This is a genomic window from Methylocapsa palsarum, from assembly GCF_900114285.1.
Taxonomy (GTDB): domain Bacteria; phylum Pseudomonadota; class Alphaproteobacteria; order Rhizobiales; family Beijerinckiaceae; genus Methylocapsa; species Methylocapsa palsarum.
Genome location: NZ_FOSN01000005.1, coordinates 32,092 through 56,246, shown reverse-complemented (window position 1 = coordinate 56,246; position 24,155 = coordinate 32,092). Strand labels below are relative to the sequence as shown.

Genomic DNA, 24,155 nt, shown 5'->3' with positions numbered 1-24,155 from the left:
CCCGCCGCAGGATTGTGCGCGCGTAAGGCTCAAAAATGCTGAAAGGAAAGTTTTTCCAATCGTAAGATTTCGCCAGATGGCGCCTGAAACAAAACGCCCTGCCCCCCGTCAAACGTCTCAGCCACCCTGGTCACGGTCGTTCCGTCGGCGGCGGCGGACGCCTCGAAAGCCGCCCTGTCAGCAGGCGCGATCGCGCAGAGGATTTCGTAATCGTCGCCGCCAGTTAGGATTGTCTCGATCAGGCGCGGCTCAAGGCTCAAGGCCTCGCGCGCGGCGGCGGAGAGCGGAACGGACTCAATGGACACGCGCGCGCTCAAGGCGCTCAGCCCCAGCATTTTCGCAAGGTCGCCGCCGAACCCGTCCGAAACATCCATCGCGGCGCGAGCATGGCGCCGCAAGCTCCCGCGCAGGGCGACGCGAGGTTCCGGGAGAAGGTAACGCCGGCGCAGATGATCGGCGGCGGCCGCGCTCAAGGCCTGCGTCCAAGATCTTCCGGCGGCGGCGTCATGACGCAGTTTCAATCCCAGCGCGGCGTCGCCGATGGTTCCGGTCACATAGATGTGGTCTCCCGCCGCGACGCCGCCGCGAGGAACCATTCCGCCAGAGGGGACAGCGCCGATCGCCGTGATCGAAATGGTCAGCGGACCGGGCGTCCTGATGGTGTCGCCGCCGAGCAGTGGACAGGCGAAGGCCGCGCTGTCGCTCCCAAGCCCTTCCGCGAAGGCCTTGAGCCAATCCGCCGTCCAGTCCTGTGGCAAGGCGAGCCCAAGAAGGAACCCCAGCGGCTCCGCGCCCTTTGCGGCGAGATCCGAAAGGTTTACCCGCAGCGCCTTGCGCGCGATGTCGCCCGGCGGATCGTCGTTGAAAAAATGGACCGCCGCGACGAGGAGATCCTTGGTCAAAACCAGATCCTGCCCCGGCGCGGACGCAAGGCTGGCGGCGTCGTCGAGCAGTCCGTGCGCGCCAGCCCCCGCCAGCGGAGCAAAATAGGCGGCGATGAGTTCGTCTTCCGAAGGACGCAGCATCGCCTCCGTCACGTCCGTCACATTCGCGGCTCGAATTCGCTCGCCCGGCAGGCGCGCGCAAGGGAGTCGAGGACGGCGTTGATCATGCCGGCTTCGTCGCGCCCGAAAAACGCCCCGGCGACATCGACATATTCCTTGATGACGACGCGGGCCGGAATGTCCATACGCTTTTTCAGTTCATAGCCGCCCGCGCGCAGGATTGCGCGCATCACTGAGTCGACGCGGGTCAGGGGCCATCCCTTGACCAGGGTCTCGTCGATCAGCCGGTCGATCGGATGCTGTCCCGCCAGGACGCCGCTCAGAATATCGTGGAAGAAGGCGATCTCCGCCGTTTTGTATTGATCGCCTTCAATTTCGTTGCCGATCCAGAACGACTCGAATTCGGCGAATGTTTCGTTCACACCTTTTCCGGTCACTTCCATCTGGTACAGCGCCTGGACCGCCGCCAGGCGCGCCGCGGAACGTTGATCGCCGTTGGCCATCAGAGCGCTCCGATTTTGCGTTTAATCCGGTGGAGCGCGAGCGCCGCCCTGGCGGCGTCGCCCCCCTTGTCGCCTTGCGCGCAATCCGCGCGGACATGGGCCTGGGCCTCGGTTTCTACGGTCAGGACGCCGTTGCCAAACGACAGGTTCCGGGCGAGCGCAAGCTGCATCAAAGCGCGTGCGCTTTCGTTCGCGACGATCTCGAAATGGTAGGTGTCCCCTCGAATGATGCAGCCGAGCGCGACCGCTCCGGAGAAAGACTCTCCCGACGTGCTGGCGTGGTCGAGCGCGATCGCCATGGCGAGAGGGATTTCAAGAGCGCCCGGCACGCTGAGGAGGTCGAAACCCGCGCCCGCGGCGTCGAAGGCGCGCTTTGCGCCCTCGAGCAGCATTTCGCCAATGTCATCGTAGAATCGCGCCTCGACGATAAGAAATTTCGCGCCCTTGGCGCTTGCGTCGGCGGATGCGGAAGAACGGCGCGGCGAGGCCATGGGAACTATACTCTGGACGGAGGTTCACGCGATGCGTCCCCGATAACGCGCAGGCGGGCCCGCTTCGACTAACAAGCCCTTCCGCCGGCGGCAAGGCGAAAGAAAGAATAAAAGAATCGCTCCTCGTCTGGACGCGCGCCCGAATCTCTCGGGAGCCGCTGGCGAGCCGGGTCTTTGCGTCGTAATCAGGAGGCCAAAAAATGGCGATATCAATCTTGGCGACGCCGACATGTGCTGGCGCTACAGATCGGCGAGACCCCCCGCCCCGGATTGAGACATGAGCGAACCCGGCCCTGCGCCGCAGGAAATCCAGTCCGAAGTCTTCGCCTTTCTGGCCGACCCGGCGACGCATCGGCTCGATGCGCCCGTGACACGCATCGACACGCATGGCGCCGCGGTCTTTCTCGCCGGTCCGGACGTGTACAAGGTCAAGCGCGCCATTTGTTTTCCTTTTATGGATTTCTCGACTCTCGAAAAGCGGCGGCGCGCCTGCGAGAACGAGATCGAGGTGAATCGGGCGAACGCCCCAGAACTCTATCTTGGGACCCTGCCCATATCGAAAACGGGCGGCCGCCTCAAACTGGGCAGCGGCCCCCACATCATCGAATGGGCCGTTCACCTTCGCCGCTTCGATGAAAATTGCACGCTGGACCGGCTTGCGCTGCGCGGCGCGCTCGACCCCGGAATCGTCCCCAAGCTCGCGGACGCTGTCATCGCGTCGCACCAGCGCGCGCGAACCGTCAAAGACTCAAACTCCACCTCCGCGCTCAAGGCTTTGCTGGACGAAACCGCCGAGGCCTTCGAAGCCGCCCCCGATGTCTTCGAGGCGCAAGCTGCGGCGGTCTTTCGCCAGCGAATGTCGATCGAGTTCGACCGCATCTGCCCCCTTCTACGGCAACGCGAAACCCAAGGTTGGACGCGCCGATGCCATGGCGATCTTCATCTGGGCAATATCGTTCTGATCAACGATGCGCCGGTGTTGTTCGACGCCATCGAATTCAACGATGCGATCGCCACGGGCGACATCCTTTACGATCTGGCGTTTCTCCTGATGGACCTCTGGACGCGCGGGCTACGAAATCACGCCAATCTCCTGTTCAACCGCTATCTGTCACAATGTCCCGAGGCAGACCGGCAACTCGAAGGCCTGACGGTCCTTCCGTTTTTTCTCGCTCTGCGGGCGGCGATCCGCGCCAAGGTGCTTCAGCTTGGACCTGCGAATTCATCCAGCCTGCGGGACGCGTCGCGCCATTATTTCGAGGCCGCGATCGCGTTCCTTACACCTCGCCGGCTCGATCTCGTGGCGGTCGGCGGCCTATCTGGCTCGGGTAAGACGTCCCTGGCCCGAGCGCTCGCGCCAGCTCTCGGCCGCGCGCCGGGGGCGGTTCATCTGCGCAGCGATGTGGAACGCAAGCGCATGTTCGGCCGGAGCGAACTGGAGCGCCTCCCGAGCGACGCTTACACGACGAACGCCACGGCGGAGACCTATCGGATCCTGCGGCTCAAGAGCGCGCTGGCGCTGAAGGCCGGTCAAAGCGTCATCCTGGACGCCGTCCATGGCAAGCCCGCGGAGCGCGAGGCGGCCAGACAAATCGCAGCCTCCGCACAGGCGGGATTCGCCGGCCTGTGGCTCGAGGCTCCGATCGGTCAGCTGATCGACCGGGTGTTCCGGCGGACAAACGACGCCTCGGACGCCACGAGGGTCGTCGTCGAGGCGCAGGCGGCCGCGGATATTGGCGAGATGGAGTGGCGGCGCCTTGACGCGTCAGGATCGGGCGAAGACCTTGTGGAGCGCGCCCTCACCCTGATCGAAGCGCAGGAGGGTTTGTCTCACTCAGGTCGATAGAGCCGTCAATGGGCGAGCAGCTGGCAGCAGGACGATTGACCAAGCAGGTCGCGGGTGACGCCTCCGAGGATCCATTCCCGGAGCTTGCCGTGACCAAAAGCGCCCGCGACGATCAGGTCCGCGCCTTCCTTTTTCGCGAGCGCTTCCAACTGGAGAGCGGGACTGTCGCGTAAAGGTTCAACCCTGCCCGCGGCGTTGACGCCATGGCCGCCAAGCCATTTGGCGACGTCATCGACATGACGCTGCGCTTCCGCCGGATCGCGGTTTTCGTCGACTTCATAAACAATGACTTGCTGAGCCCGTTTCAGGAAGGGCAGAGCGTCGAACGCCGCGCGGCGCGCCTCACGCGTATCCTTCCAGGCGACGATCACTCTCTCGGCCGTCAGCGCCTTGACGTCGTGGGGGACGATCAGGAGCGGCCGGCCGATATGTCCGATCAAATCGCTCGGGCTGATCTGATCGAGCGGTTCCTGCGTTTCGTCGCTCGGAGTCTTGCCGATCACGACAAGATCCGCGGCGCGGGATTGCTCGGCGATGAATTCGCTCGGATCCTCGAGGGACGACCTCCATTCGAGCTGCTTCACCCGGCCAGTCAAGGCGGCTCGAAAACGCTCCTCGGCCTGTTGCACGCGTTTTTTGATGTCAGCCAGATTATCTTCCGCGACGAAACCTGCGGCATATCCGTCGGCCGTATAAAACACCGGAAGAATTTCGGCCTGAGCGGCGACGCCGATCACTCTTGCGCCGAACCGTTCGGCGAGGTCGCCAGCCACACGGAGTCTAGCGTCATTATTCTGGTCCAGATCGATATGGACCAAGAGCGTCGCGTAGGACATGGGCGTCTCCCTTGCGGCGGCCATTCAGTCGAGCCGCATATTTTCAGCGCGAACCTCGCGGCGGCCGCAAATTGACCAGGGCCGCCACCCGAAAGCCGTTGCGTAACTTATCGGGATTTTTATCAAATCGCCACGATCATATTGGCGAAAACACTAAAAGAGTCAGCGTTGCTACGCCTGAGCCTTGACGCCCGGAGGTGTTTCTGCCGCCTTGATGATGTTGGTGGTGGAGTGGCCGGGCGAGAGGTCGGCGAGAACCACCCTGCCCCCGCGCGCCCGGACGATATCGGCGCCGACGACCTTGTCCTCGGTATAATCCGCGCCCTTGACGAGGATGTCAGGCTGCAGCGCTTTGATCAGTTCGAGCGGCGTATCCTCATCGAAGATGACGACCGCCGAAACGCCCTTGATCGCGCCAATGACCGCGGCGCGCGCGTTTTCATCCTGCACCGGGCGCGAGGGGCCTTTGAGGCGCCGAACCGACGCGTCCGAATTCAACGCCATGATCAGGCGATCACAACTGTCCGACGCCTGGCGGATGAGCGAAATATGGCCGGGATGGAGCAGGTCGAAACAGCCATTGGCGAAACCGACGGTCAATTTTTCCTTGGCCCAGGCCCAGCGCAAAGCGACGGCGTCGCTACGCGAGAGCCTTCGACCATCGTTGACCACATCGTCGACCGCTTCCGAGGCGAAGGATGCGAGGAGTTCGTCGATCGTCACTGTCGCCGTGCCGACTTTCGCGACGACGATGCCTGCGGCGTGATTGGCCATTTTCATGGCGTCGCCGATCGGCAGGTCCGCCGCAAGCGAGGCCGCGAGAACCCCGATGACCGTATCGCCCGCGCCGGAAACGTCGAAAACATCCTGTGCGACGGTCGCAAGATGGATCGGAGCGCTCGACCCGGAGAAATAGGACATCCCTTTTTCTGAACGCGTCAAAAGGATGTCCGCGCCGCAGACGTCGCTTGCGCGCCGCGCCGCGATTGCAGCTTCAGCGTCGGTGTCGCAAGGCAGCGCGGTCGCCGCGGTCAGTTCTTTCCGGTTCGGCGTGATGATCGACGCGCCCCTGTAAGCCGACAGGTCCAGACGTTTCGGATCGACCAGCAGAGTCTTTCCAAGAGCGTTGCACTTGCCGATCACCGCCTTCAGGACGCGGTCCGATAAGGCGCCCTTGCCGTAATCCGAGAGAATGACGACGCCCGAGGGTTCAATCGCGGCGAAAGCCGCCTCAATCAGACGGGCCTCGGTCAATTCGTCGAACGGCTCGGTGTTTTCCTCATCGATCCGGATGATCTGCTGATGAGCACCCAAGACCCTCAATTTTTTGGTCGTCGGCCGGCCGAGGACGGGGATCACCCCGGAGAGATCGAGGCGTCCGTGCGCGCGCATGCGATCGAACAGCATGTCGCGCGCGCCGTCCGAACCCGTCAGCCCGACGACCCGGACGAAAAGGCCCAGGGCCGCGACATTGGCCGCGACGTTGGCGGCGCCGCCTGCAACCGACTTTTCCGAAAGGGCGCGGACAATCAGGACGGGGGCCTCGGGAGAAACCCGGCTTGCCTCGCCTTTCAGGTAACAATCGAGCATCAGATCGCCGATCACCGCGACCTGGCATTTGGCGAAGCGGTCGAAGTCGATCATTTTGCGATCCGATCGGCAGTTTGCGTTTTGGGACCTGATGTTTCGAAGGCTAATGCTTTGGGGCCTAATGGGTTGGAACATAAAATCATCATTTAGCGCTCCCGGACGGCATCATTTCCTGATTGTCGTTAAATCAAAACAAGTCATTGAAATATTATCATAATCCTCAATATCAAAGCGAGGTTTAGATCAAATGACAAGTCGATTTCTCCATGAGGAACTCGGCCGACCCGGAGGGAACTAGGCCGACCCGCCCGCGTCGGCTGGAAAAGCGCGGTTCATTTCCGTAGCCGCCAGAAACAAATGATAGAGCGAACTCGCAGGAACGTAGTCCACGAGAGGATGGCCTCTATGGTCCAGATGGTCGATCCAGCCGCCCTCGAATGGACGGTCGAGAAAATGCTCCATTAAGCTCGAGATCATGGCGGCGCCAAATTCCGGCGCCTTCCGGTCCCCTGCCGAATAGAGGGCGACAGCCGCTTTTGCAGCTTCGGTGTGAGGCCAGATCCGGTTGGATCGTTTCAGGACCGTCATGTCCGTTGCGACCTCGTCGAAGAGCAGCAAGCTTTCAGCGGAGCCATACGCGCGCGCTGAAAGATACAGTCTTTCGATCCAGAATTGCAGATCTTCGCCGGTCAGTTTTTCGTATTCACGCAGCAGCCATGCCCATTCGTATTGATGTCCCGGCTCCCATACGCAGCTTTTCGCCGTGTCCGGATGCGCGCCCCAATCTTCGGCGAAATATTCGAGGAGAACTCCGGCGTCGGGGGAAAACAGGCGGACCTTGAAGATCTCCACCAAGGAACGGGCGCGGTCGATATATCCCCGCCCCGGCGCGGATTCCTCAAGCGCCAAAAATGCTTCCAGAAGATGCATGTGCGGATTTTGCCGCTTGTTGCGATCCTTCACGGGGAACTCATCGAAGACGCCCCCGTATACAGGGTCGACCAGCGAGGTCTCGATGAACCGCGTCGTCTCATCAGCCGTTTGCAAAAGGCGGGCGTCGCCATTGACGCGATACAGCCATGCGATGGCGAAAAGGACGAAGGCATGGGTATAGGCGTCGCGCGCGAGAGAAACCGTCTTTCCGTCGGCGTCGACTGAAAAGGCGAAGCCTTCGGCCCCATCCCTGAAATCGCGCTGCAAGGACTCCATCGCGGTTTCGGCGATTTGAAGCCCCTTCGGAAACCAGCCGAGATGCGCCGCATGCGAAAAAACATAAATCTGACGCGCCTGAACCATCGCGCGTCGGGGCGTTCCGAGAACCGGCTGTCCGCCGCGAGTCAGGCGTTCCTCGAAACAGCCGCGTTCATGGTCGAAACCTTCCGTCGACCAGAGCGGCAGGGCTTTCGCGGTCAGCCAGCGTCGAATCGTTTGAGCCGCGGCCGAGGACGCCGCCAAGGGCGAATCAAACGTTTGGATGGACGTCGCGTCGCCAATAGCGTTCATCCGCCAATCTTTACCGTGCGAGGACTTGAACAGGTTCCGGCCCGGCGGCAACGCGGGCCGCCAATTCCACAATACAGCCCGGAATCTACACGCAAGTGAGCAGTTGCACAATAACGCCCGGCTCTCGTTCGGACGGCCGCGCCTCCTCGCTTCGCCGTTTAGCCCTACGCCGCGCGCAGGCTCCGCGACGCGTCGGCGCGATAGGACAAAGCTTCCGCCAGATGCCGCCCGCCGACCTTTTCGTCGCCATCGAGATCGGCGATCGTCCTGGCGAGCTTCAAGACCCGATGAAAGCCGCGAGCGGACAATTGCAGTCGGTCGGACGCTTCCTGAAGCAGGCTGAGGCCGCTTGCGTCGAGCTGCGCGACATCTTCGATGACCGCCGCCGGCGCCGCCGCATTGGACCCGACGCCCGGCAGTCCCAGCGCCGAATACCGGCGCAGCTGAATGTCGCGCGCTGCCGATACTCTCGATGCGACCTCTTTGGAGCCCTCGGCCGGCGGGGGCAGCATCAAATCCGCGGCCGAAACCGCGGGCGCCTCGATATGAAGGTCGATGCGGTCGAGCAAAGGACCCGAAAGCCGCGCCTGATATTGGGCGACGCAGCGCGCGTTAGGCTGGCGGCTGCAAGCGAATCCAGGGTCCATGGCGTGGCCGCAGCGGCACGGATTCATCGCCGCGACAAGTTGAAACCGGGCCGGATAAACAATCCTGTGATTGGCGCGCGCAATGGCGACTTCGCCGGTCTCCAGAGGCTGGCGGAGACTGTCGAGAACCTGCGGCTGAAATTCGGGCAATTCATCGAGAAACAGAACGCCATGATGGGCGAGTGAAATTTCTCCCGGCCTCGCCCGGACTCCGCCGCCCACGAGCGCGGCCATCGAGGCGGAATGATGCGGAGCCCGGAACGGACGCCGGTCGGTCAGCGCGCCCCCCGCAAGATCCCCGGCGACCGAGTGAATCAAAGATACTTCAAGCAATTCCCGCGGCGAAAGAGGCGGCAATATTGATGGCAGACGCGCCGCCAGCATGGATTTGCCGGCGCCGGGAGGACCGTTGAAGAGAAGGTTATGCCCTCCGGCCGCCGCGATCTCGAGCGCGCGCTTGGCGCTCTCCTGCCCTTTCACGTCGCGAAGATCCGGCAGCCGCCCCGGTTCGCCCCTGACCGCCGGGCGGGGCGGCGCCATCACCTGCGTTCCCTTGAAGTGATTAACCAGTTGAATGAGGGAAATCGGAGCAAGGATGTCGATGTCCGCGCTCGCCCAAGCCGCTTCGGACCCGCTGGCGTGCGGGCAGATCAGACCGTGGCCGCGCGCGTTGGCGGCGATGGCGGCGGGAAGCGCTCCGGCGACCGCGGTAATGGCGCCATCAAGGGCAAGTTCGCCGAGGACCGTGAAATTCTGCAGGGAATCGGCAGGAATAGCGCCGATGGCGGCCATCACGGCGAGGGCGATCGGCAAATCATAATGGCTGCCCTCTTTGGGCAGATCAGCCGGGGCCAGGTTGACCGTAATTCGTTTTGCCGGAAGAGCCAGTCCTGACGCATTCAGCGCGGCGCGCACCCGTTCGCGCGATTCGGCGACCGCCTTGTCTCCAAGTCCGACGATGGTGAAGACAACATTGCCGTTCGCGATCTGGACCTGCACATCGACAGGCCGGGCTTCGATGCCTTCAAACGCGACCGTCGCAACTCTGACGACCATGGGAGAGTCCCGCCTTGCGGCGCCGCGCCACGCAGCGGCCTGCAAGTGGACAGCTTAACCGCATCAGCGTCCGCTCGCAAGAACAATTAGAGAACGGAGTCGAAAGCCGCCACGGCCCCGCGCGGCAGAAGAAATGGAGGTGAACGCTGGAGAATTGGAAGGAAAATTTTGTCTGCGCGGCCGGTCTCGGCGAGCGAGACCGGCCAGACAGATCAAAGACTACTTAATGGGCAGGCTTTTGCAATCCTCGACGACAGTGAACGTGTCGGACGGATTGAGCTTGGTCAGAACGACCTGCGAGACCCAGCCTTCGGGTGTATAGACTTTCTCCGAAGTCCAATCGTCGTAAAGCAGGCTCAGATCGAACTGCTTGGCGTCGGGACCTCCGGTCGGGTTGTTGGTCTCGATCGCAGTATAAGTGACGCCGTCAACCGACTTCTTTTCGCCTGACGGAACGGTCACCTTATCAAGTTTGGCGGCGCCCGTGGTCTGGGTCAGACGTGTGTCCGGGGCGGAGAAGCGCCGATTCAGGTCGCCGACCTTGCCAGCCTTTTGCGTCGCGTTGGATTGATCGACGTAGAGGTTAGCGGGATCAAACAGGAAGCCTTTGGCGGTCTTCGAATTGTCCAGTTCCTGAACCTTGAAAACAGCGAACGCCTGTCCATTCGGCGCGGTCACCTTACCGCTGGCCGTTTCGAAGCCCTTGCAGACGCCGATCTGGCGGAAGGTGATGCCCGTTTGTCCGGGCGGAGCCTTGTCGCAACCCGCAAGGGCGATCGCGGCGGCGGCGCAACCGAAGGAAAGCACGGAAAGTGATTTGAATGATAACCCTGACATTTAAGACTATTTCCTCTGAAAGCGCTTGGCTTATTCAGGCGAACAGGACCGCTCGCGCCCAAGCGTCACGAGCGAGCGGCCCAAATGCGATGGCGAAGGCCTCAATTGAGGGCGATGGTCCCGCAATCAGCCGTCACCGAATAGGTCGAGCCGGCCGGATTCGTCTTGTTCAGGAGGACCTTGGAGACAAAACCTTCACGGTAGCTCTGGTATTCCGGACTCCAATCGTCATAAACCAGATCGAAATCATATTGCTTGGCTTCCGGGCCGCCGCTCGGATTGTTGGTGCCGACCAAGGCGACGGTATAGGCGTTGACGTCCATCGCGCCGCCCTTGGGAATCTGACCTTTCGGGGGAGCGTTCGAACCGGCCGGCGCGCTCTTGGCGTCCATTGTCGCCAGCTTGCGGTTCATGTCGATGACCTTGCCCGCCTTTTGCGCCGGCGTCGATTGATCGACGTAGAACATCGAGGGGTCAAAAAAGAAGAATTTGGCGGTTTTCGTATTGTCGATGTTGGCGATCTTGAAAATCGCGAAAGCCTGATCTGCTGGCGCCGTCACAGGGCCGTGAGCCGTATTATAGGATTTGCAAAGGGCGGCTTGACTGTAATTTATCGCGGTCTGGGCGGCGGGCGCTTTGTCGCAGCCAGACGTCGCGATCGCCGCCGTGAGAAGAAACGGGGCGGAGAACAAACATAAGCTAGACGTTTTCATGACACTCTTTTCTGTTTTTGTTTCTTGAGCATACAAGCGGTCATTAAGCCGCCGCGAAACGCCAGCCTTTCAGTCCTCTCGAAGCTCCTTGTCGCCAACTTGAAACGATCAAAGGCGCTCGATTGTGACAAACTAAATGTCTTCTGCTAAGTCAACTGGCGGATGGCCGCACCTGTGCGAATCTTTGCAAGAACGCGCTTGGCCTTCGGACTGTCAAAAAGTGTTCTCGACCATTGTCCGTTCCGCAGCCTCGATCGCCTCGGGAGCGCCGACATGCAGCCAGAGGCCCTCGAGCCGCTGGCCGAAAAGCCGACCTTTCTCCGCCGCTTCGAAAAATACCGGCGCAAGCCTGAATATTTCCTGGGTCTGACTGGCGAATAGCTCCGGCTTAACAATGCCGACGCCGGTATAAACGAACGGGACGATCCTGTCTTCCGCGCGCCGGGTCAACCGCCCGTCCGGGGCCATTTCGAAGTCCCCCTGCCAATCGACGCCAACGCTCGACGTCGTCGCGGCGACCAGAAGAAGCGCATCCATCCTTTCGGGATCCCAGGCGCCCGCGAGTCGAAGCAGGTTTTGCTGAGGTCCCTCCTGGATCCAGAACGCGTCGGTATTGGCGACAAAAAAAGGCCGATCGCCAAGCCAGGGCAAGGCTTTTGCGATCCCGCCCCCCTGATCGAGGAGTTTGCCGCGTTCGTCGGAAATTACGATTTTCGGGTTCGCTCTTGCTGCGAGATGCGCCTCGATCTGATCGGCGAGGTAATGGACATTGACAATTGCGGTCTCGACACCGGCCGCCTCGAACCGGTCGAGGATATAATCGATCATCGGCCGCCCCCCTACCCTGATGAGAGGCTTGGGCGTTTCAAGCGTGAGCGGGCGCATTCTCGTCCCAAGTCCAGCGGCGAAAACCATGGCTTTGGCGGGCGCGCAAATTGACATGTCGGGGCCGGGGGTGCGAGCGTCAGGAGGCTGGATCAAAAATCCGCGGGAGATGGTTTTCGTACCAGATCTTGAGACTCTCCAATATCGGATGGTTCAGATCCTTCACCAGATATTTTTCGACGCGGGGGATGTGGGCGAGATAGTGCGGTTTCCCATCCCGGACGTCGAGACGGGTGAAAATTCCGAGAATCTTCGTCGCCCGTTGTGCGCCAAGGACCGCATAGGCCCCGGCGAAGCCGCTCATGTCGAATCCCTCGTCGGATTCCCGGCGCAGACGGGCGTAATGGGACAGGAGCTTCAACTCGAAATCCTGCCGCACGTCGACGCGGGCGTCCTGAAGAAGCGAGACGACGTCGTAGGCGGCGTGGCCGAGCACGCAGTCCTGAAAATCAAGGACGCCGACCTGAGCCAATCCTTCGCGGCGCGGCAGCCACACCAGATTCGGCGAATGATAGTCGCGAAGGGTCCAGGTCGAGGGCGCGGAGACTATCTCAAGCAACGCCTGACGCCAGAGATTGATAAAACTCGCCTTCGCGCCGGACGCCAGCTGGACCCCGGCCCGGTGTGGGGCGTACCATTCGAGGAGAAGTTCGACCTCGATGGAAAGCGCGTCAAAGTCGTAGGCCGGAATCCGGTAGATCTCGTCGTTCGAGACCGGCAGCGTGTCTGGAAGGCTTGCGCGGTGCAGAGCGGCGAGCGCGGTCGCCGCCCACGCGAATCGTTCCGGGTTGACCTCGCCGTTCTCGTCGACGAGCGCCTCCGACCCCAGATCCTCCAGGATCACATGGCCGGTCGCAAGATCGAAGGCGAAGATCTCCGGCGCCGAAAAACCATTTGCGCGCAGGCCCTGATCGATGGCGATAAAAGGCCGGACGTCTTCCGCGAGTTTCGCGATCGCGCTGTAGGACTTGCCGTATCTGATCGGGGGTCCGTCCGGGCGCGGCGGAGAAATCATCAGGATTGCGGTTTCGCCGTTTGGCTTGACCAATCGCTCGTATTGCCGGGACGAAGCGTCTCCTTGCATGAAATGGCGCGCGGCGCCGCTCCAGCCGCTTGTCTCGAGAATGTCGTGAACGGCTTTGGCTTTGGCGACCCTCGCCGCGAAAGCGCCCGAGCCGGTCAGGCGCGCGATGCGATGCGAGGGACCGCACTCCTGATCCAGCGCGAAGTCGATGTCGAGCCGGTCGTCGGGAAGAAAAGCTTCGGCGCGGCCCGGCCACTCGACCAGCACAAGCGCCCCCTCGCAAGCTTCCTCCCAACCGAGTTCGAGCAGTTCGCCGGGCTTCTGAAGCCGGTAGAAATCGGCGTGGACAATCGGATAGTCGCCGGTTTCATAGGTCTGGATCAAAACGAAGGTCGGGCTTGGAACCTCGAGATCAGAATCGCCGGCGAGCAGGCGAATGAGAGCGCGGGCGAAAGTGGTTTTGCCGGCGCCAAGGCCTCCCGACAGGGCGACGACGTCGCCCGCCCGGACCAGCGCCGCGACATCGACGGCCAAAGCTGCGATCTCCGCCTCGCTGGAAAGTTCGCGCCGCCAGACCTTATCGAAATCCTGTCCCGCCTCGGCCGTCTTTGACATCATTTCTCCTGCGCCGCTTCTATCAGATCCAGCTTCACACCCTGCGCGGGAAAGACGCAAGTCACGCTCGCACCCTGTCCAGGGACAGACTCGATCGAAATATGGCCGCCGTGCAATTCGACGAACGATCTGACGATCGACAGGCCAAGGCCGACGCCGCGATGGCGCGAACCGCTCGTATGCGTTCTGAAACGGTCGAACACATGGTCGATGACATCGGGCGGAATGCCCCTGCCCCGATCGCTGACCTTGAATTCCACTTCGCCCTGCCGCCGCGTCGCGACAAGGTCGACCGTCTGGCCTGCGGTCGAGAATCCGATGGCGTTTGAAAGCAGATTAAACAGAATCTGGCGGATCCGTTTGCCGTCGGCGCCAAAGCTGCCGATCGCGTCATCGACGAGGACGCGAAGGGTGAGATTCGATTCGTCCAGCCTGTCCTGCACGCCTTCCGCCGCCGCCCTTATGGTTTGGGCGATATCGACCTCCTCAAGCGTCAGCTCCATCGCGTCCGCGTCAATCGACGCGAGATCCAGGATGTCGTTGATGATTGCGAGGAGCGCGGAGGAGGATTTCATCACATAGCCGGCGTATTCCCGTTGTTTGGCATTGAGCGGACCGACCGCGGCGTCTCCCAGAAGCTGGATAAAGCCGATGATATTCGTCAGGGGCGAGCGCAACTCGTAGGACACATGGTGGACGAAGTCGTTGCGGAGCTTTTCCGCGTCGATGAGCGCCTGGTTGCGCTCGGTCAGCGCTTTTTCGACATTGACGCCCGCGGTCGCGTCGATGAACGTCAGCAGCGTCGCGCCATCGGGCAGCGGCGCCGCCGCGCAATCAAGAACCGAATTGTCGGTCCTGGCGAGCCGCCGCTCGAAGCCGGTCCGCTGATCCTGCAATCCCGCGACGACGGTGCGGATTTCATCCCAGGCCGCTTCGTCGGAGAAGGCCGGGGCGCAAAGCCGCGCAACCCGGTCGATGTGCGGCGCATCGTCGAGTTGCTCCGCCGCCAAGGTCCACATTTCGGCAAAGGCGGGATTGCACAGCTTCATGCGCCCGTCGCTGCCAAAAACGGCGACGCCTTCCTTTAACGCGTCCAGCGTTTCGCCCTGGACGCGGGTCAGCGCATTGAACCGCGATTCAAGCTGGAATCGTTCCGTGACGTCGTCGAACAGATAGGTGACCCCGCCCTGCGGATTGGGATTGACGACAATGCGCAAGGTGCGCCCGTCCGGCAGATACCAGGCCTGTTCGTCGGTTTCGATCGATTGATAGGCGGAAAGAAGGTTCGCCTTCCAGATACGGTAGTCGGCCTGTTCGGGCAGGAGCCGCGCGGCGCGCAACGTGTCGAGAATTTCCGAATCGGTCGGGATCTGCTCCAGCCAGGCCTGATCGAGCGCCCAAAGCTGCCGGTAGGCGGCGTTATGAAAGACGAGACGTTTCGACCGGTCGAAAATGGCGACGGCCGTCGAGAGCTGATCGAGGGTCTGGGCGTGAGCCTGCGTCTCGCGATCGAGCGCCGCGCGCAAGGACTCGATCTCGGAAAGATCCACCGCGAGACCAACCGAAGCGCCTCCGGAGGGCGCTTCGACGATGTCGAAGACCCTCCGCTCGCCGGCGGCAACCGCGGGGGCCCGGCCTCGCCAGATGGAGCCCGAAGCGAGGGCGTCGGCGCTCGCCTCGCGGGTCGGCCGCTCCAGCAGTTCGGCGCCGCTCTCGGCCGCGACGGTTTGATCCCTTGCTTCCACGGAGCGGGCGTAGGCGGCGTTGACCCAGGTCAGTTTGCCCTTGTCGTCGCGCGCCCAGGCCGGATTGGGGAGCGCGTCGAGCAGCGCCCTCACGGACTTGAGATCCTTTTCCGTCTTCGCTCGCGCCTCGTCCAGCCGGATCGCGTCGAGGCGGTCGCCCGACACGTCACGGATGCGCAGGACCGCGCGGCCGCTGACCGGCCGCCCGTCAATTTCGAGATGGCGTCCGCTCAAAGCCGTCACTGTGATGCGGAACGATTCGCCTCGCGCGCGAAGCATTGAGAAGCGCTTTTCGACAGCCTCCGCCATGTCGGGCGCTAGCCAGGAGCCGAACACGAGGATTTCCTCCGCCCCGGCGCCGGGGAAGATCAGGCCAGGATCGCCGTCGGTCTCGGGGACGGCGTCGGGATCCGAAAAGGACAAGACGATCTGATGCTCGGCCGCGAAAAAAAGTTCGGCGCGGTCGAGCCTCGCCCGCAGGTTCAAAAGGTCGGTCTTGAACGCGGCTTCACGCCGTGTCCATCTCTCGCGAGAGCTCAGATAAAGAAAAGCGGTGACGCTCAGAAGGATCGCGAGAGCGACGATCAGGGAGGCGGCCGCGAGGCCGAGCCGACCGTCCGTCGTTGCAAGCGTCGAATGTTCCCAGAGCGAATTTGCGATCGCGGCGGCGGCGATGACGATCAAAAGGCCGACGCCCACGGCAAACGCGGCGCCGGGGCGCCAGGGCCGCCACGACGGAATCTGATCGCGCGCGAGGTCTGACGCCGGCGAAGGCCAGCGCTCCGAAGACACCACGTCATGCTGGCGTCCGCGCCAATTCATCCAAAATCTCCAATCCGGCGCAGCCCCGAATCGCCCTACTGTAACGGTCCCACGCGATTTTGATAATCAGGCAGAAAACTTGGCCGGAAGTCTCCTTGCGCGGAAGCGGGTATATGAAAACAATAAATGACATTTCTCTATATTCACGCTAGATTCAGAGCTCGTTCGTATGATCGCTGCCGGAGGAGCTTTCCAAAGTGGCAAAGGCTCAGGTTCCCGCAGCGAGTCCGCAAAAGCCTGATTATTTGCAAAAGGATGACCCTCCGCAAAAGGATGACTCTCCGCAAAAGCCGGAGCGGCGCATCGTCGGCTGCGGGCTCAGCACATATTCGAAAATTGGCGGCCTTCAGAATTTCAATCGCCGCGTCATCGACGTGCTTGCGAAGCGGGCGGCCCTGCGCCAGCAGCAAAAGCCTCTGATCATCTTCCTCGGCGACAAAACGGAAGATTTGCCCACGGACAATGGCGTCGAGTTGGAAGCTGGCGGAAGCAGGATCCATTTTTCCTTTCGTTCGATTTGGTCGGCTCTCGCGAGCGCCGAAATCCTTATCCTGTTTCATGTGCATCTGATCCCGTTCGCCGGCCTTGTGCGTCTTTTCAGGCCCGATCTTCCAATCCTCCTGTTCGTGCATGGAGACGAAGTCTGGATCCGGCCGCATGATCGCAAAGAGCGCTGGTATGAGTCCTGGTGCCTTGGAGCCGTCAGCAGAATCGTCGCAGTGAGCGAATTCACGGCGAACAGGATGGCTTGCGGATTCCGCATTTCCGAATCGAAATTCAGCATTTTGCCAAACGCCGTCGACCCGACCGACCGTGCGGCTCAGGGCGAGCGGGACCGCGCGACAATTTTGACGGTCAATCGAATTGAGGCCAACGACCGGGGAAAAAACGTAGACCAGATGATCCGCGCCGTCGCGCGGCTTCGAACATCCGTCCCAGACGTGCAGTACCTGATTATCGGCGACGGCGCTCTTCGACATGAACTCGAAGCGCTTTCGGCGGAACTCGGCGTTTCGGACATCGTCACGTTCTGCGGCTGGGTCCCTCCGGCTGAGCTGCAAGCCGCCTATGACCGAGCCACCGTGTTTGCGATGCCGTCCTCGAAGGAAGGTTTTGGGATCGTCTACCTCGAAGCCTGGCAAAGAGGGCTTCCTGTGATTTGCAGCAAGGACGGAGCGTCGAGCGAGGTTGTGACCGACGGGGTCGACGGTTTCGTGGTTGATCCCGCCGATGTTTCGATGATTTGCGATCGCCTGCAAACCTTGCTTTTTCGACCTGAACTTTGTCAGGAGATGAGCGCCCGCGGCCGTCTCAAGGTCGAGGCCAAGTACCTTCATCCCGCGTTTGACGCGAAGCTGAACGCCATTCTCAATGACTTGATCCTGTCGCCGGCCAAGGAGCGGCGCGCCGCCCTCCGAGAGAAAACCAGGCCGAAGCTCGAGGGCCGCAAAGGCGCTTCACAACGCTGAGATTTTCATCCGAGGCAGTCTGGCCGCAAGATTGGCCGCAAGACTTAAATTGACAATTTTCGGATTCCGCCGAAACTGAAATGGAGTTTCAGCTTCGCCAGGCCGCGACAAGACGGCCGGAAAGACAGGGAAACGCCATGGCGCCCGAGTCTTCGACGAGAGCCGCATCGCCAGGGCCGCGCGCTGTCGCGCTCGTCGGCCCATATGGAAGCGGAAAATCGACGCTTTTCAACGCGCTGCTCGAGGCTGCGGGCACCCCGCAGCGAAAGCCGCGCGAGACCCGGGGCCGGACCATGAGCACGGAGCTGCGGCTCGGTCATTGCTCCTTCCTCGGCGATCCGTGGTCCCTCGTCGATTGTCCCGGTTCGGTCGAATTTTCCTATGAAACCGAATGCGCCCTGCGGGCGGCGGATCTGGCGGTCGTCGTTTGCGAGCCCGCGCCCGACCGCTTTTTCAGCCTGCCGGTCCTGCTCAAGACGCTTGAGGATTTAGGCCTTCCCCACCTGATTTTCGTCAACAAGATCGACACGTTCGCGGGCTCGTTCAGGGAGATGATCGCGGCGCTCCAGACCCATTCGAAACGCCCGCTCCTGCCGCGCCAGATCCCGATCGGCTCCGACGAGGCGGTCACGGGCTACGTCGACGTGGTGCGGGAGCGGGCTTACAAATACGGGGCAAGCGACAGCGTCGAGCTGATCGACCTTCCTCCCGACATGCGCGAACCGGAAAAGGAGGCCCTCGCCGGTCTGACTGAAACGCTCGCGGATCAGGATGACGATCTGATGGAGAAGCTGCTCGAGGACATCGCGCCGACGCAGGGCGAGATTTTCGAGCATCTGCGCAAGGATCAGGCGAGCGGATCGATCGTCGAGGTTTTGCTCGGGGCGGCCAGTCGAGGCTATGGCGTCACCCGGCTCTGGAAGGCGCTGAGGCACGACGCGCCCGCGGCGCAAGAAACCGCAAGACGCTACGGGGTCGCGGCGGGCGATCAGCCTCTGGTCCAGATCTTCAAGACGGCGCAAGCCGGTAAAATCTCCTACGCCCGCGTCTGGCGCGGCGAGATTCACGATGGCGCCGCCCTCGACGGACATCGGATCGGCGCGATCCAGCGCTTCGTCGCGGGCGAGGCCGTCAGAATGGCGGAAGCGCGCGCGGGCGACCTCGTCGCCCTCGGACGTCTCGACAAGGTCGCGACGGGGGCGGTCATGGGCGTTGGAGGCGGAAATGAGGCCTTGCAGTTTCCCTCGCCGCCGCCCCCGGTTTACGCGCTCGCGATCAAGACCAAAGACCGCCAGGACGACGTCAAGCTTTCCGCCGCCCTCCATAAACTCGTCGAGGAAGACCCCTCCTTGAAAGTCGAGCACGACGCGGAGACCGGCGACACCTTGCTGATGGGCCAGGGGGAAATTCACCTCAACTCGGTTCTCGAGCGCCTGTTCGCCAGTTCGGGCATCGAGGTCGAGACCAAACCTCCGGGCATCGCCTATAAGGAAACCATCGGAAAGCCGGTCGTTCAGCATGCGCGGCTGAAACGCCAGACCGGCGGTCACGGCCAGTTCGCCGACGTCAAACTCGAAATCGAACCTCGCGCGCGCGGCGGCGGATTTCTGTTCGCCGACAAGATTGTCGGCGGCACGGTGCCGAAGCAATATATCCCGGCGGTGCGCGAGGCGGCCGAGGACGCGATGCTGAAAGGGCCGTCCGGTTATCCCGTCGTCGATGTCGGCGTAGCGCTCGTCGACGGAAGCTTTCACGCCGTGGACAGTTCCGACATGGCGTTCAAGACCGCCACGAAGATGGCGATACAGGAAGGCCTCGCCAAGGCCGATCCCATCCTGCTGGAGCCGATCGACCATGTGACCGTCAGCGTCCCCAACGCCTACACGGCCGCCGCGCAACGGTTGCTGAGCGGACGCCGGGGCCATATCCTCGGCTATGGCGAAAAGCCGGGCTGGCCCGGCTGGGACGACATCGAGGCATTGACGCCGGCGGCTGAACTCCATGATTTCATTATTGAATTGCGCTCGGACACGATGGGGCTCGGCGACTTCCGCCGCCGCTTCGACCACCTCGCGGAAGCGCGCGGCAAAAGCGCGCGAGGGCATTAGATTTTGAGCGAGGCTTTCGAAGACTGACGACGAGGCCGCAACGCCGCCGGCCTTTGCGTCGAGATGGTGCGGGCGGTCGGAGTCGAACCGACACTCTGTCACCAGAACCGGATTTTGAGTCCGGCGCGTCTACCGGTTCCGCCACGCCCGCCGTGAGACCCTCCCGAAAGCCGGAAGAATCGGAACTGATCGAATAAAACTCCCCTACGCGATTGCGCGCCCGCCCGCAACCTTTCCGCCCCATGGACGTAGCCGTTTTTCGATCCGCGGCCCCGCCTGTGCTTTCTCGCACCGCCCCGCCACACATGCTGAGCTAACGCATGGGGGTCGCCACGCTTTGTGCGGACCGGCTTGAAGCGCGCCAACCATCGCCAAGGGGAAACCGATAATGAAACATGTTCCGATCGCCATCGCCGCAACGATCGCCTTCGCGCTCGCCGCGGGATTCGTGAACAGCGGCGCCTCTCAGAAATCCGCGCGGGGGCCCTCAAAGGCGAGCGCGACGGACGTCGCGCCGGCTTCCCCTGACCGACCCGAGAATGACGCCCAGGAGCAAATCTTCGTCAGCGCGATCACCGCGCCGGAGGGCGCGGAAGAAAGCCGCACAAAGTCGAATGAGACGGGTCTGCTCCCGGCAGATTCTGAAATAAGAGATGAAGCGTCTGCGTCTCCAGGCAAGGCGACGGACACCGCCCTTCCATCAATTCCGGACTTGAAGGAAAGCGTGAACGCGGGGCTTCCGGATCAAGCGGCGCCGTCGGCGAATCGGAGAAATTCGCCGACACATTGGAAACATTTCGCCGCCCGCCAGCATCCTCGCGTTCATCTCGCCGAAACGGCCAGGGAGAGGCCGGCTTATGATCCGTCGGAACGCCGCTTCGGCTTTTCTGGCCATTTTGGAGCATGCTATTACAGCGGTTATGTCACCGCGGCCGGCTATCAAATCCGCAAATCCTGCTGAACTCATGATTTAAGTTAGCAGGATAAGCTACTGTAATTAATTGCTTTCTGCGTCGCTTCTTAGCGCCATTCGCGGACGTCGACGAAATGGCCCGCGATGCCGGCCGCCGCCGCCATCGCGGGCGAGACCAGATGGGTCCGCCCCTTGAAGCCCTGGCGTCCTTCAAAATTCCGGTTCGATGTCGAGGCGCAACGCTCGCCGGGCTCGAGCCGGTCGGGGTTCATGGCGAGGCACATGGAGCATCCGGGCTCCCGCCACTCGAAACCGGCCGCCTTGAAGATCGCATCGAGGCCTTCGGCCTCGGCCTGCTCCTTGACGAGGCCGGACCCCGGCACGACCATGCCCTTGACCGTGGCCGCGATATGCTTGCCTTCGACGATCTTCGCGGCCGCGCGCAAGTCTTCGAGCCGGCCATTGGTGCACGACCCGATAAACACCCGGTCGATCGCCAGTTCGGTGATCTTTTCGCCGCCCTTGAGGCCCATATAATCCAGCGCGCGCGAAATCGAGGCGCGCTTGGCGTTCGTCTCGGCCGAATCCGCGCGCGGCACCAGACCTGTGATGGTCGCGACGTCTTCTGGACTTGTGCCCCAGGTGACGAGGGGCGGCAAATCCGCCGCGTTGAGCCGGATTTCCCGGTCGAATTCGGCGTCGGCGTCCGAATGCAACCCTTTCCAATAGGCCATCGCCGCGATCCAGGCGGCGCCCTTCGGAGCTTTCGGGCGGCCTTCGAGGAAGGCGAAGGTCTTTTCGTCGGGAGCGATCATTCCGGCTCTCGCGCCAGCCTCGATCGTCATGTTGCAGACGGTCATCCGCCCTTCCATCGACAGCGCCCGGATGGCCTCGCCGGCATATTCGATCACGTGTCCGGTGCCGCCCGAGGTGCCGATCTCGCCGATGATCGCCAGCACGATGTCCTTGGCGCTCACGCCCTCGCCAAGGACGCCGTCGACTGTGACGCGCATGTTCTTGGCTTTGGACTGGATCAGAGTTTGCGTCGCCAGCACATGCTCGACCTCGGAAGTGCCGATGCCGTGCGCGAGCGCCCCGAACGCGCCATGCGTCGAGGTATGGCTGTCGCCGCAGACGATCGTCGCGCCCGGCAAGGTGAACCCTTGTTCAGGTCCGATGATGTGAACGACGCCCTGGCGGCGATCGAGTTCATTGAAATATTCGATCCCGAACTCGCGGGCGTTGCGGGCCAGTTCCTCGACCTGAATCCGACTCTCGGGATCGCTGATGCCCTTGGAGCGGTCGGTCGTCGGCACGTTATGATCGACCACCGCCAGAGTCTTTTGCGGCGCGCGAACCCGGCGTCCGCTGAGGCGCAGCCCCTCGAAGGCTTGCGGCGACGTCACTTCATGGACAAGGTGGCGATCGACGTAAAGCAGGCACGAGCCGTCGTCCTGGCGATCAACGAGGTGGTCATCCCAGATCTTGTCATAAAGCGTGCGAGGCTTGGTCATGTTTGCCGATCCCGGGCGCCCCACGCGGGCGCCTTCATGAAAAAAAACTTTGGAGGCGCAGTTCTTACTCGCAAGATCCTCGAGGGGGAAGTACCCTGAAAAAGTAGAGGCGCATCACGCGCTCTGACCTCGTTCGTTTCAGCGCATTCTCATTCCCCAAACACCTGCCATTTCGAGTCATTCCCCAACGCGGAGATTTCCATGCGGCCGCCGGTTGCGCCCTATCTGACGGTTTCCCCCGCGCTCGCCGCGATCGCCTATTACACGTCGGTTTTCGGCGCCACGCAGAAAGCCATCATGCCGGCCTTCGACGGGATGCGAATCATGCACTGCGAACTGTCAATCAATGGAGGCTCGATCATGCTGGCCGATGCGTTTCCCGAATTCGGGCATACGCGGATGTCGATCCCCGGCGAACTCGTCACGTCCTCCGTCAGCCTCGAGTTCAAGAAGGCGCAGGATGTCGACGACACATTCGCCAAGGCGACGAAATTCGGCGGCAAGGCCGAAACAAGCCCGACGAGCTCGTTTTGGGGAACGCGGGTCGCGACGTTTCGCGATCCGTTCGGCCATCGCTGGATCCTGAACGGACCTCTCGTCTGAACCTCGGGCGATGCGCGCGGCCAATCCGGGCCGCCTTGCATCGCGCCGAAGCGTTAAAATCAGGCGGATTTTCTGCCGAATAAAAAGTAGGCCGCCGCCGCGCCGACCAGGGCGACGCCGCCGATTATGTAGGACCAGATCAGATTGCCGCCGGTCGCTCCCACCGCAAAGGGAAAGCGCGACACAAAGACCTGACCATGATCGTTGGTCGCAGTGACAAGGCCGATGAAGTTTCCTTTTTCGAAATCGTGCTGAAATGTCAGCGTGCCGCTGGGATACTTTTTCGGCTGAAGATAGACTTCGGTGTTCTTCTCCATGTCGTCTTCATCCTTCGCCTGTCCGACATTTTTCAGAACCCGGAAGTCTATCATCATGTCTCGAAGTTCGTTGCTGTTGGCGGCTCCCGAGGCCCCAGTGCCGGCGGACGATTGCTCGGCGTCGAGGACAATGACGGTCTTGCCGCGATCGGGAATGTCGTCGCAAAACTGGGAGTACGTATTTTGCGGCTGATAACCCGTAAAGCTCAAAAAATACGGGCCGATTTTCATAATGCATTTGTTTTCTTGGACGCTGACGCCGCCATGAGCGCTGGCCTGAGCCATCAGCATGAGCGTGGCGATACCGCAGGCTCCCATTAGCCGGAAAATCTTCACTATAGCTTCCTCCATCGGGTTTTTTTACCGTCGAAGACGGCGCTTTGTCGGCCCACCGTTTCAGTCATAGGGGGCGAAAATCGATAAGCCAAATCATATCCCCGGATTCGACTACTATAGTCCCAGCCGAAACCGCCGGAAAGAGAGCAGCCCAATGTGGATTCGCCACGAAAGCAGCCGCCCGATCGTTCCAAACGCGCGCGCAATCCGGCCTTTTTGACTACGGTTCCTGCCCGGCGGGCGCGTGCGTCCGTGCTATTCTGCGGGAGCGGCGGCGTTCTTTATGGCCTTTGCCGCGGCCTTGGCCTCTTTCTTGGCGGCTTCTCGGGCAATCTTCGCCGCCGGCGATTCCATCTTCTCGGCGATGCGCGCGGACTTGCCGCGCCTGTCGCGCAAATAGTAAAGTTTGGCGCGGCGGACCCTGCCGCGCCGCACGACCTTGATGGAATCGATGTTGGGCGAATGGATCGGGAAGACGCGCTCCACGCCTTCGCCATAGGAAATTTTACGGACGGTGAAGCTCTCGTTCAAGCCGCCGCCGTTGCGGGCGATGCAAACGCCTTCATAGGCCTGAACGCGGGTGCGCTCGCCTTCCTTGACCTTGACGTTCACAATCACGGTGTCGCCAGGCTGGAAAGTGGGAATGGTCTTCCCGGCGAGCAGTTTGGCGGCTTGTTCAGCCTCGATTTCAGCTATGATGTTCATGCAAATGCCTGCCGTTCCGCCAGAATTCTCCAGCGAGCGTTTCGGTACGCTGTTTTGAATTGAAGTGGCGTCT

At 61.8% G+C, this 24,155-nt stretch carries 20 protein-coding genes and 1 tRNA gene; 5 read left to right on the top strand and 16 right to left on the bottom strand.

The window, feature by feature from the left end:
- Positions 1 to 29: 29 nt before the first annotated feature.
- Genes thiL through ribH form a run of 3 tightly spaced genes read right to left on the bottom strand, consistent with a single transcriptional unit; the run spans position 30 to position 1,998 of the window.
- Positions 30 to 1,025 (bottom strand): thiamine-phosphate kinase, encoded by a 996-nt coding sequence (gene thiL, locus BM177_RS07095; protein ID WP_091680835.1) that lies wholly within the window; start codon positions 1,023 to 1,025, stop codon positions 30 to 32.
- A gap of 17 nt (positions 1,026 to 1,042) precedes the next feature.
- The gene (gene nusB, locus BM177_RS07090) at positions 1,043 to 1,507 is read right to left on the bottom strand and encodes a transcription antitermination factor NusB (RefSeq protein WP_091680463.1); all 465 of its coding nucleotides are present in this window, start codon (positions 1,505 to 1,507) and stop codon (positions 1,043 to 1,045) included.
- Positions 1,507 to 1,998 carry a 6,7-dimethyl-8-ribityllumazine synthase gene (gene ribH / locus BM177_RS07085; RefSeq protein ID WP_091680461.1) on the bottom strand — a complete coding sequence of 164 codons (492 nt, stop codon included), beginning with the start codon at positions 1,996 to 1,998 and terminating at the stop codon, positions 1,507 to 1,509. The genes nusB and ribH overlap by 1 nt, the downstream gene beginning before the upstream one ends.
- Before the next feature lie 277 nt (positions 1,999 to 2,275).
- Here ribH and BM177_RS07080 point away from each other — a divergent pair, with 277 nt between their 5' ends.
- A complete protein-coding gene (locus tag BM177_RS07080; RefSeq protein ID WP_091680458.1) occupies positions 2,276 to 3,844 on the top strand; it encodes a bifunctional aminoglycoside phosphotransferase/ATP-binding protein in 1,569 nt (522 codons plus the stop codon).
- Between the two features lie 5 nt (positions 3,845 to 3,849).
- Here BM177_RS07080 and BM177_RS07075 read toward each other — a convergent pair whose 3' ends face one another.
- From BM177_RS07075 to BM177_RS07035, 9 genes are all read right to left on the bottom strand, one after another.
- Entirely contained in the window at positions 3,850 to 4,680 is an 831-nt protein-coding gene (locus tag BM177_RS07075; protein ID WP_175492523.1) for a universal stress protein, read from the bottom strand.
- Between the two features lie 171 nt (positions 4,681 to 4,851).
- Positions 4,852 to 6,324 (bottom strand): PfkB family carbohydrate kinase, encoded by a 1,473-nt coding sequence (locus tag BM177_RS07070; RefSeq protein WP_091680452.1) that lies wholly within the window; start codon positions 6,322 to 6,324, stop codon positions 4,852 to 4,854.
- 240 nt (positions 6,325 to 6,564) lie between these two features.
- Positions 6,565 to 7,773 (bottom strand): AGE family epimerase/isomerase, encoded by a 1,209-nt coding sequence (locus BM177_RS07065; RefSeq protein WP_091680450.1) that lies wholly within the window; start codon positions 7,771 to 7,773, stop codon positions 6,565 to 6,567.
- 164 nt (positions 7,774 to 7,937) lie between these two features.
- Positions 7,938 to 9,476 carry a YifB family Mg chelatase-like AAA ATPase gene (locus BM177_RS07060; RefSeq protein ID WP_091680448.1) on the bottom strand — a complete coding sequence of 513 codons (1,539 nt, stop codon included), beginning with the start codon at positions 9,474 to 9,476 and terminating at the stop codon, positions 7,938 to 7,940.
- Positions 9,477 to 9,695: 219 nt separating this feature from the next.
- Positions 9,696 to 10,313 carry a hypothetical protein gene (locus tag BM177_RS07055; RefSeq protein WP_091680445.1) on the bottom strand — a complete coding sequence of 206 codons (618 nt, stop codon included), beginning with the start codon at positions 10,311 to 10,313 and terminating at the stop codon, positions 9,696 to 9,698.
- A gap of 101 nt (positions 10,314 to 10,414) precedes the next feature.
- Positions 10,415 to 11,026: a hypothetical protein gene (locus BM177_RS07050; RefSeq protein WP_139223545.1), complete on the bottom strand. Its 612-nt coding sequence runs from the start codon at positions 11,024 to 11,026 to the stop codon at positions 10,415 to 10,417.
- 213 nt (positions 11,027 to 11,239) lie between these two features.
- Entirely contained in the window at positions 11,240 to 11,941 is a 702-nt protein-coding gene (locus BM177_RS07045; protein ID WP_091680440.1) for a nucleotidyltransferase family protein, read from the bottom strand.
- A gap of 49 nt (positions 11,942 to 11,990) precedes the next feature.
- Positions 11,991 to 13,550 carry a tRNA (adenosine(37)-N6)-threonylcarbamoyltransferase complex ATPase subunit type 1 TsaE gene (gene tsaE / locus BM177_RS07040; RefSeq protein ID WP_091680438.1) on the bottom strand — a complete coding sequence of 520 codons (1,560 nt, stop codon included), beginning with the start codon at positions 13,548 to 13,550 and terminating at the stop codon, positions 11,991 to 11,993.
- Positions 13,550 to 16,117, bottom strand: a complete 2,568-nt coding sequence (locus BM177_RS07035; protein ID WP_091680437.1) for a sensor histidine kinase — start codon at positions 16,115 to 16,117, stop codon at positions 13,550 to 13,552. The genes tsaE and BM177_RS07035 overlap by 1 nt, the downstream gene beginning before the upstream one ends.
- Positions 16,118 to 16,314: 197 nt before the next feature.
- Here BM177_RS07035 and BM177_RS07030 point away from each other — a divergent pair, with 197 nt between their 5' ends.
- Together BM177_RS07030 and BM177_RS07025 are read left to right on the top strand one after the other, a co-directional pair.
- Positions 16,315 to 17,586 (top strand): glycosyltransferase family 4 protein, encoded by a 1,272-nt coding sequence (locus BM177_RS07030; RefSeq protein ID WP_091680434.1) that lies wholly within the window; start codon positions 16,315 to 16,317, stop codon positions 17,584 to 17,586.
- Positions 17,587 to 17,723: 137 nt separating this feature from the next.
- A complete protein-coding gene (locus BM177_RS07025) occupies positions 17,724 to 19,694 on the top strand; it encodes an elongation factor G (RefSeq protein WP_091680832.1) in 1,971 nt (656 codons plus the stop codon).
- A 64-nt stretch (positions 19,695 to 19,758) separates the two neighbouring features.
- On the opposite strand, the gene BM177_RS07020 is transcribed toward BM177_RS07025, so the two are convergent.
- Positions 19,759 to 19,845, bottom strand: a tRNA-Leu gene (locus tag BM177_RS07020).
- Between the two features lie 237 nt (positions 19,846 to 20,082).
- On the opposite strand from BM177_RS07020, the gene BM177_RS07015 reads away from it, so the two are divergent.
- The gene (locus BM177_RS07015) at positions 20,083 to 20,655 is read left to right on the top strand and encodes a hypothetical protein (RefSeq protein ID WP_091680432.1); all 573 of its coding nucleotides are present in this window, start codon (positions 20,083 to 20,085) and stop codon (positions 20,653 to 20,655) included.
- Positions 20,656 to 20,714: 59 nt separating this feature from the next.
- Here BM177_RS07015 and leuC read toward each other — a convergent pair whose 3' ends face one another.
- Positions 20,715 to 22,121, bottom strand: coding sequence for a 3-isopropylmalate dehydratase large subunit (gene leuC, locus BM177_RS07010; RefSeq protein ID WP_091680429.1), 1,407 nt, complete (start codon positions 22,119 to 22,121; stop codon positions 20,715 to 20,717).
- A 201-nt stretch (positions 22,122 to 22,322) separates the two neighbouring features.
- On the opposite strand from leuC, the gene BM177_RS07005 reads away from it, so the two are divergent.
- Complete coding sequence (locus BM177_RS07005; RefSeq protein WP_091680426.1) at positions 22,323 to 22,724, top strand: VOC family protein; 402 nt, start codon at positions 22,323 to 22,325, stop codon at positions 22,722 to 22,724.
- A gap of 59 nt (positions 22,725 to 22,783) precedes the next feature.
- Here the strand turns inward: BM177_RS07005 and BM177_RS07000 are convergent, their stop codons facing one another.
- Positions 22,784 to 23,377 carry a hypothetical protein gene (locus tag BM177_RS07000; protein ID WP_139223544.1) on the bottom strand — a complete coding sequence of 198 codons (594 nt, stop codon included), beginning with the start codon at positions 23,375 to 23,377 and terminating at the stop codon, positions 22,784 to 22,786.
- Positions 23,378 to 23,632: 255 nt separating this feature from the next.
- Positions 23,633 to 24,082, bottom strand: a complete 450-nt coding sequence (gene rplS, locus BM177_RS06995; protein ID WP_091680421.1) for a 50S ribosomal protein L19 — start codon at positions 24,080 to 24,082, stop codon at positions 23,633 to 23,635.
- Positions 24,083 to 24,155: the final 73 nt, after the last annotated feature.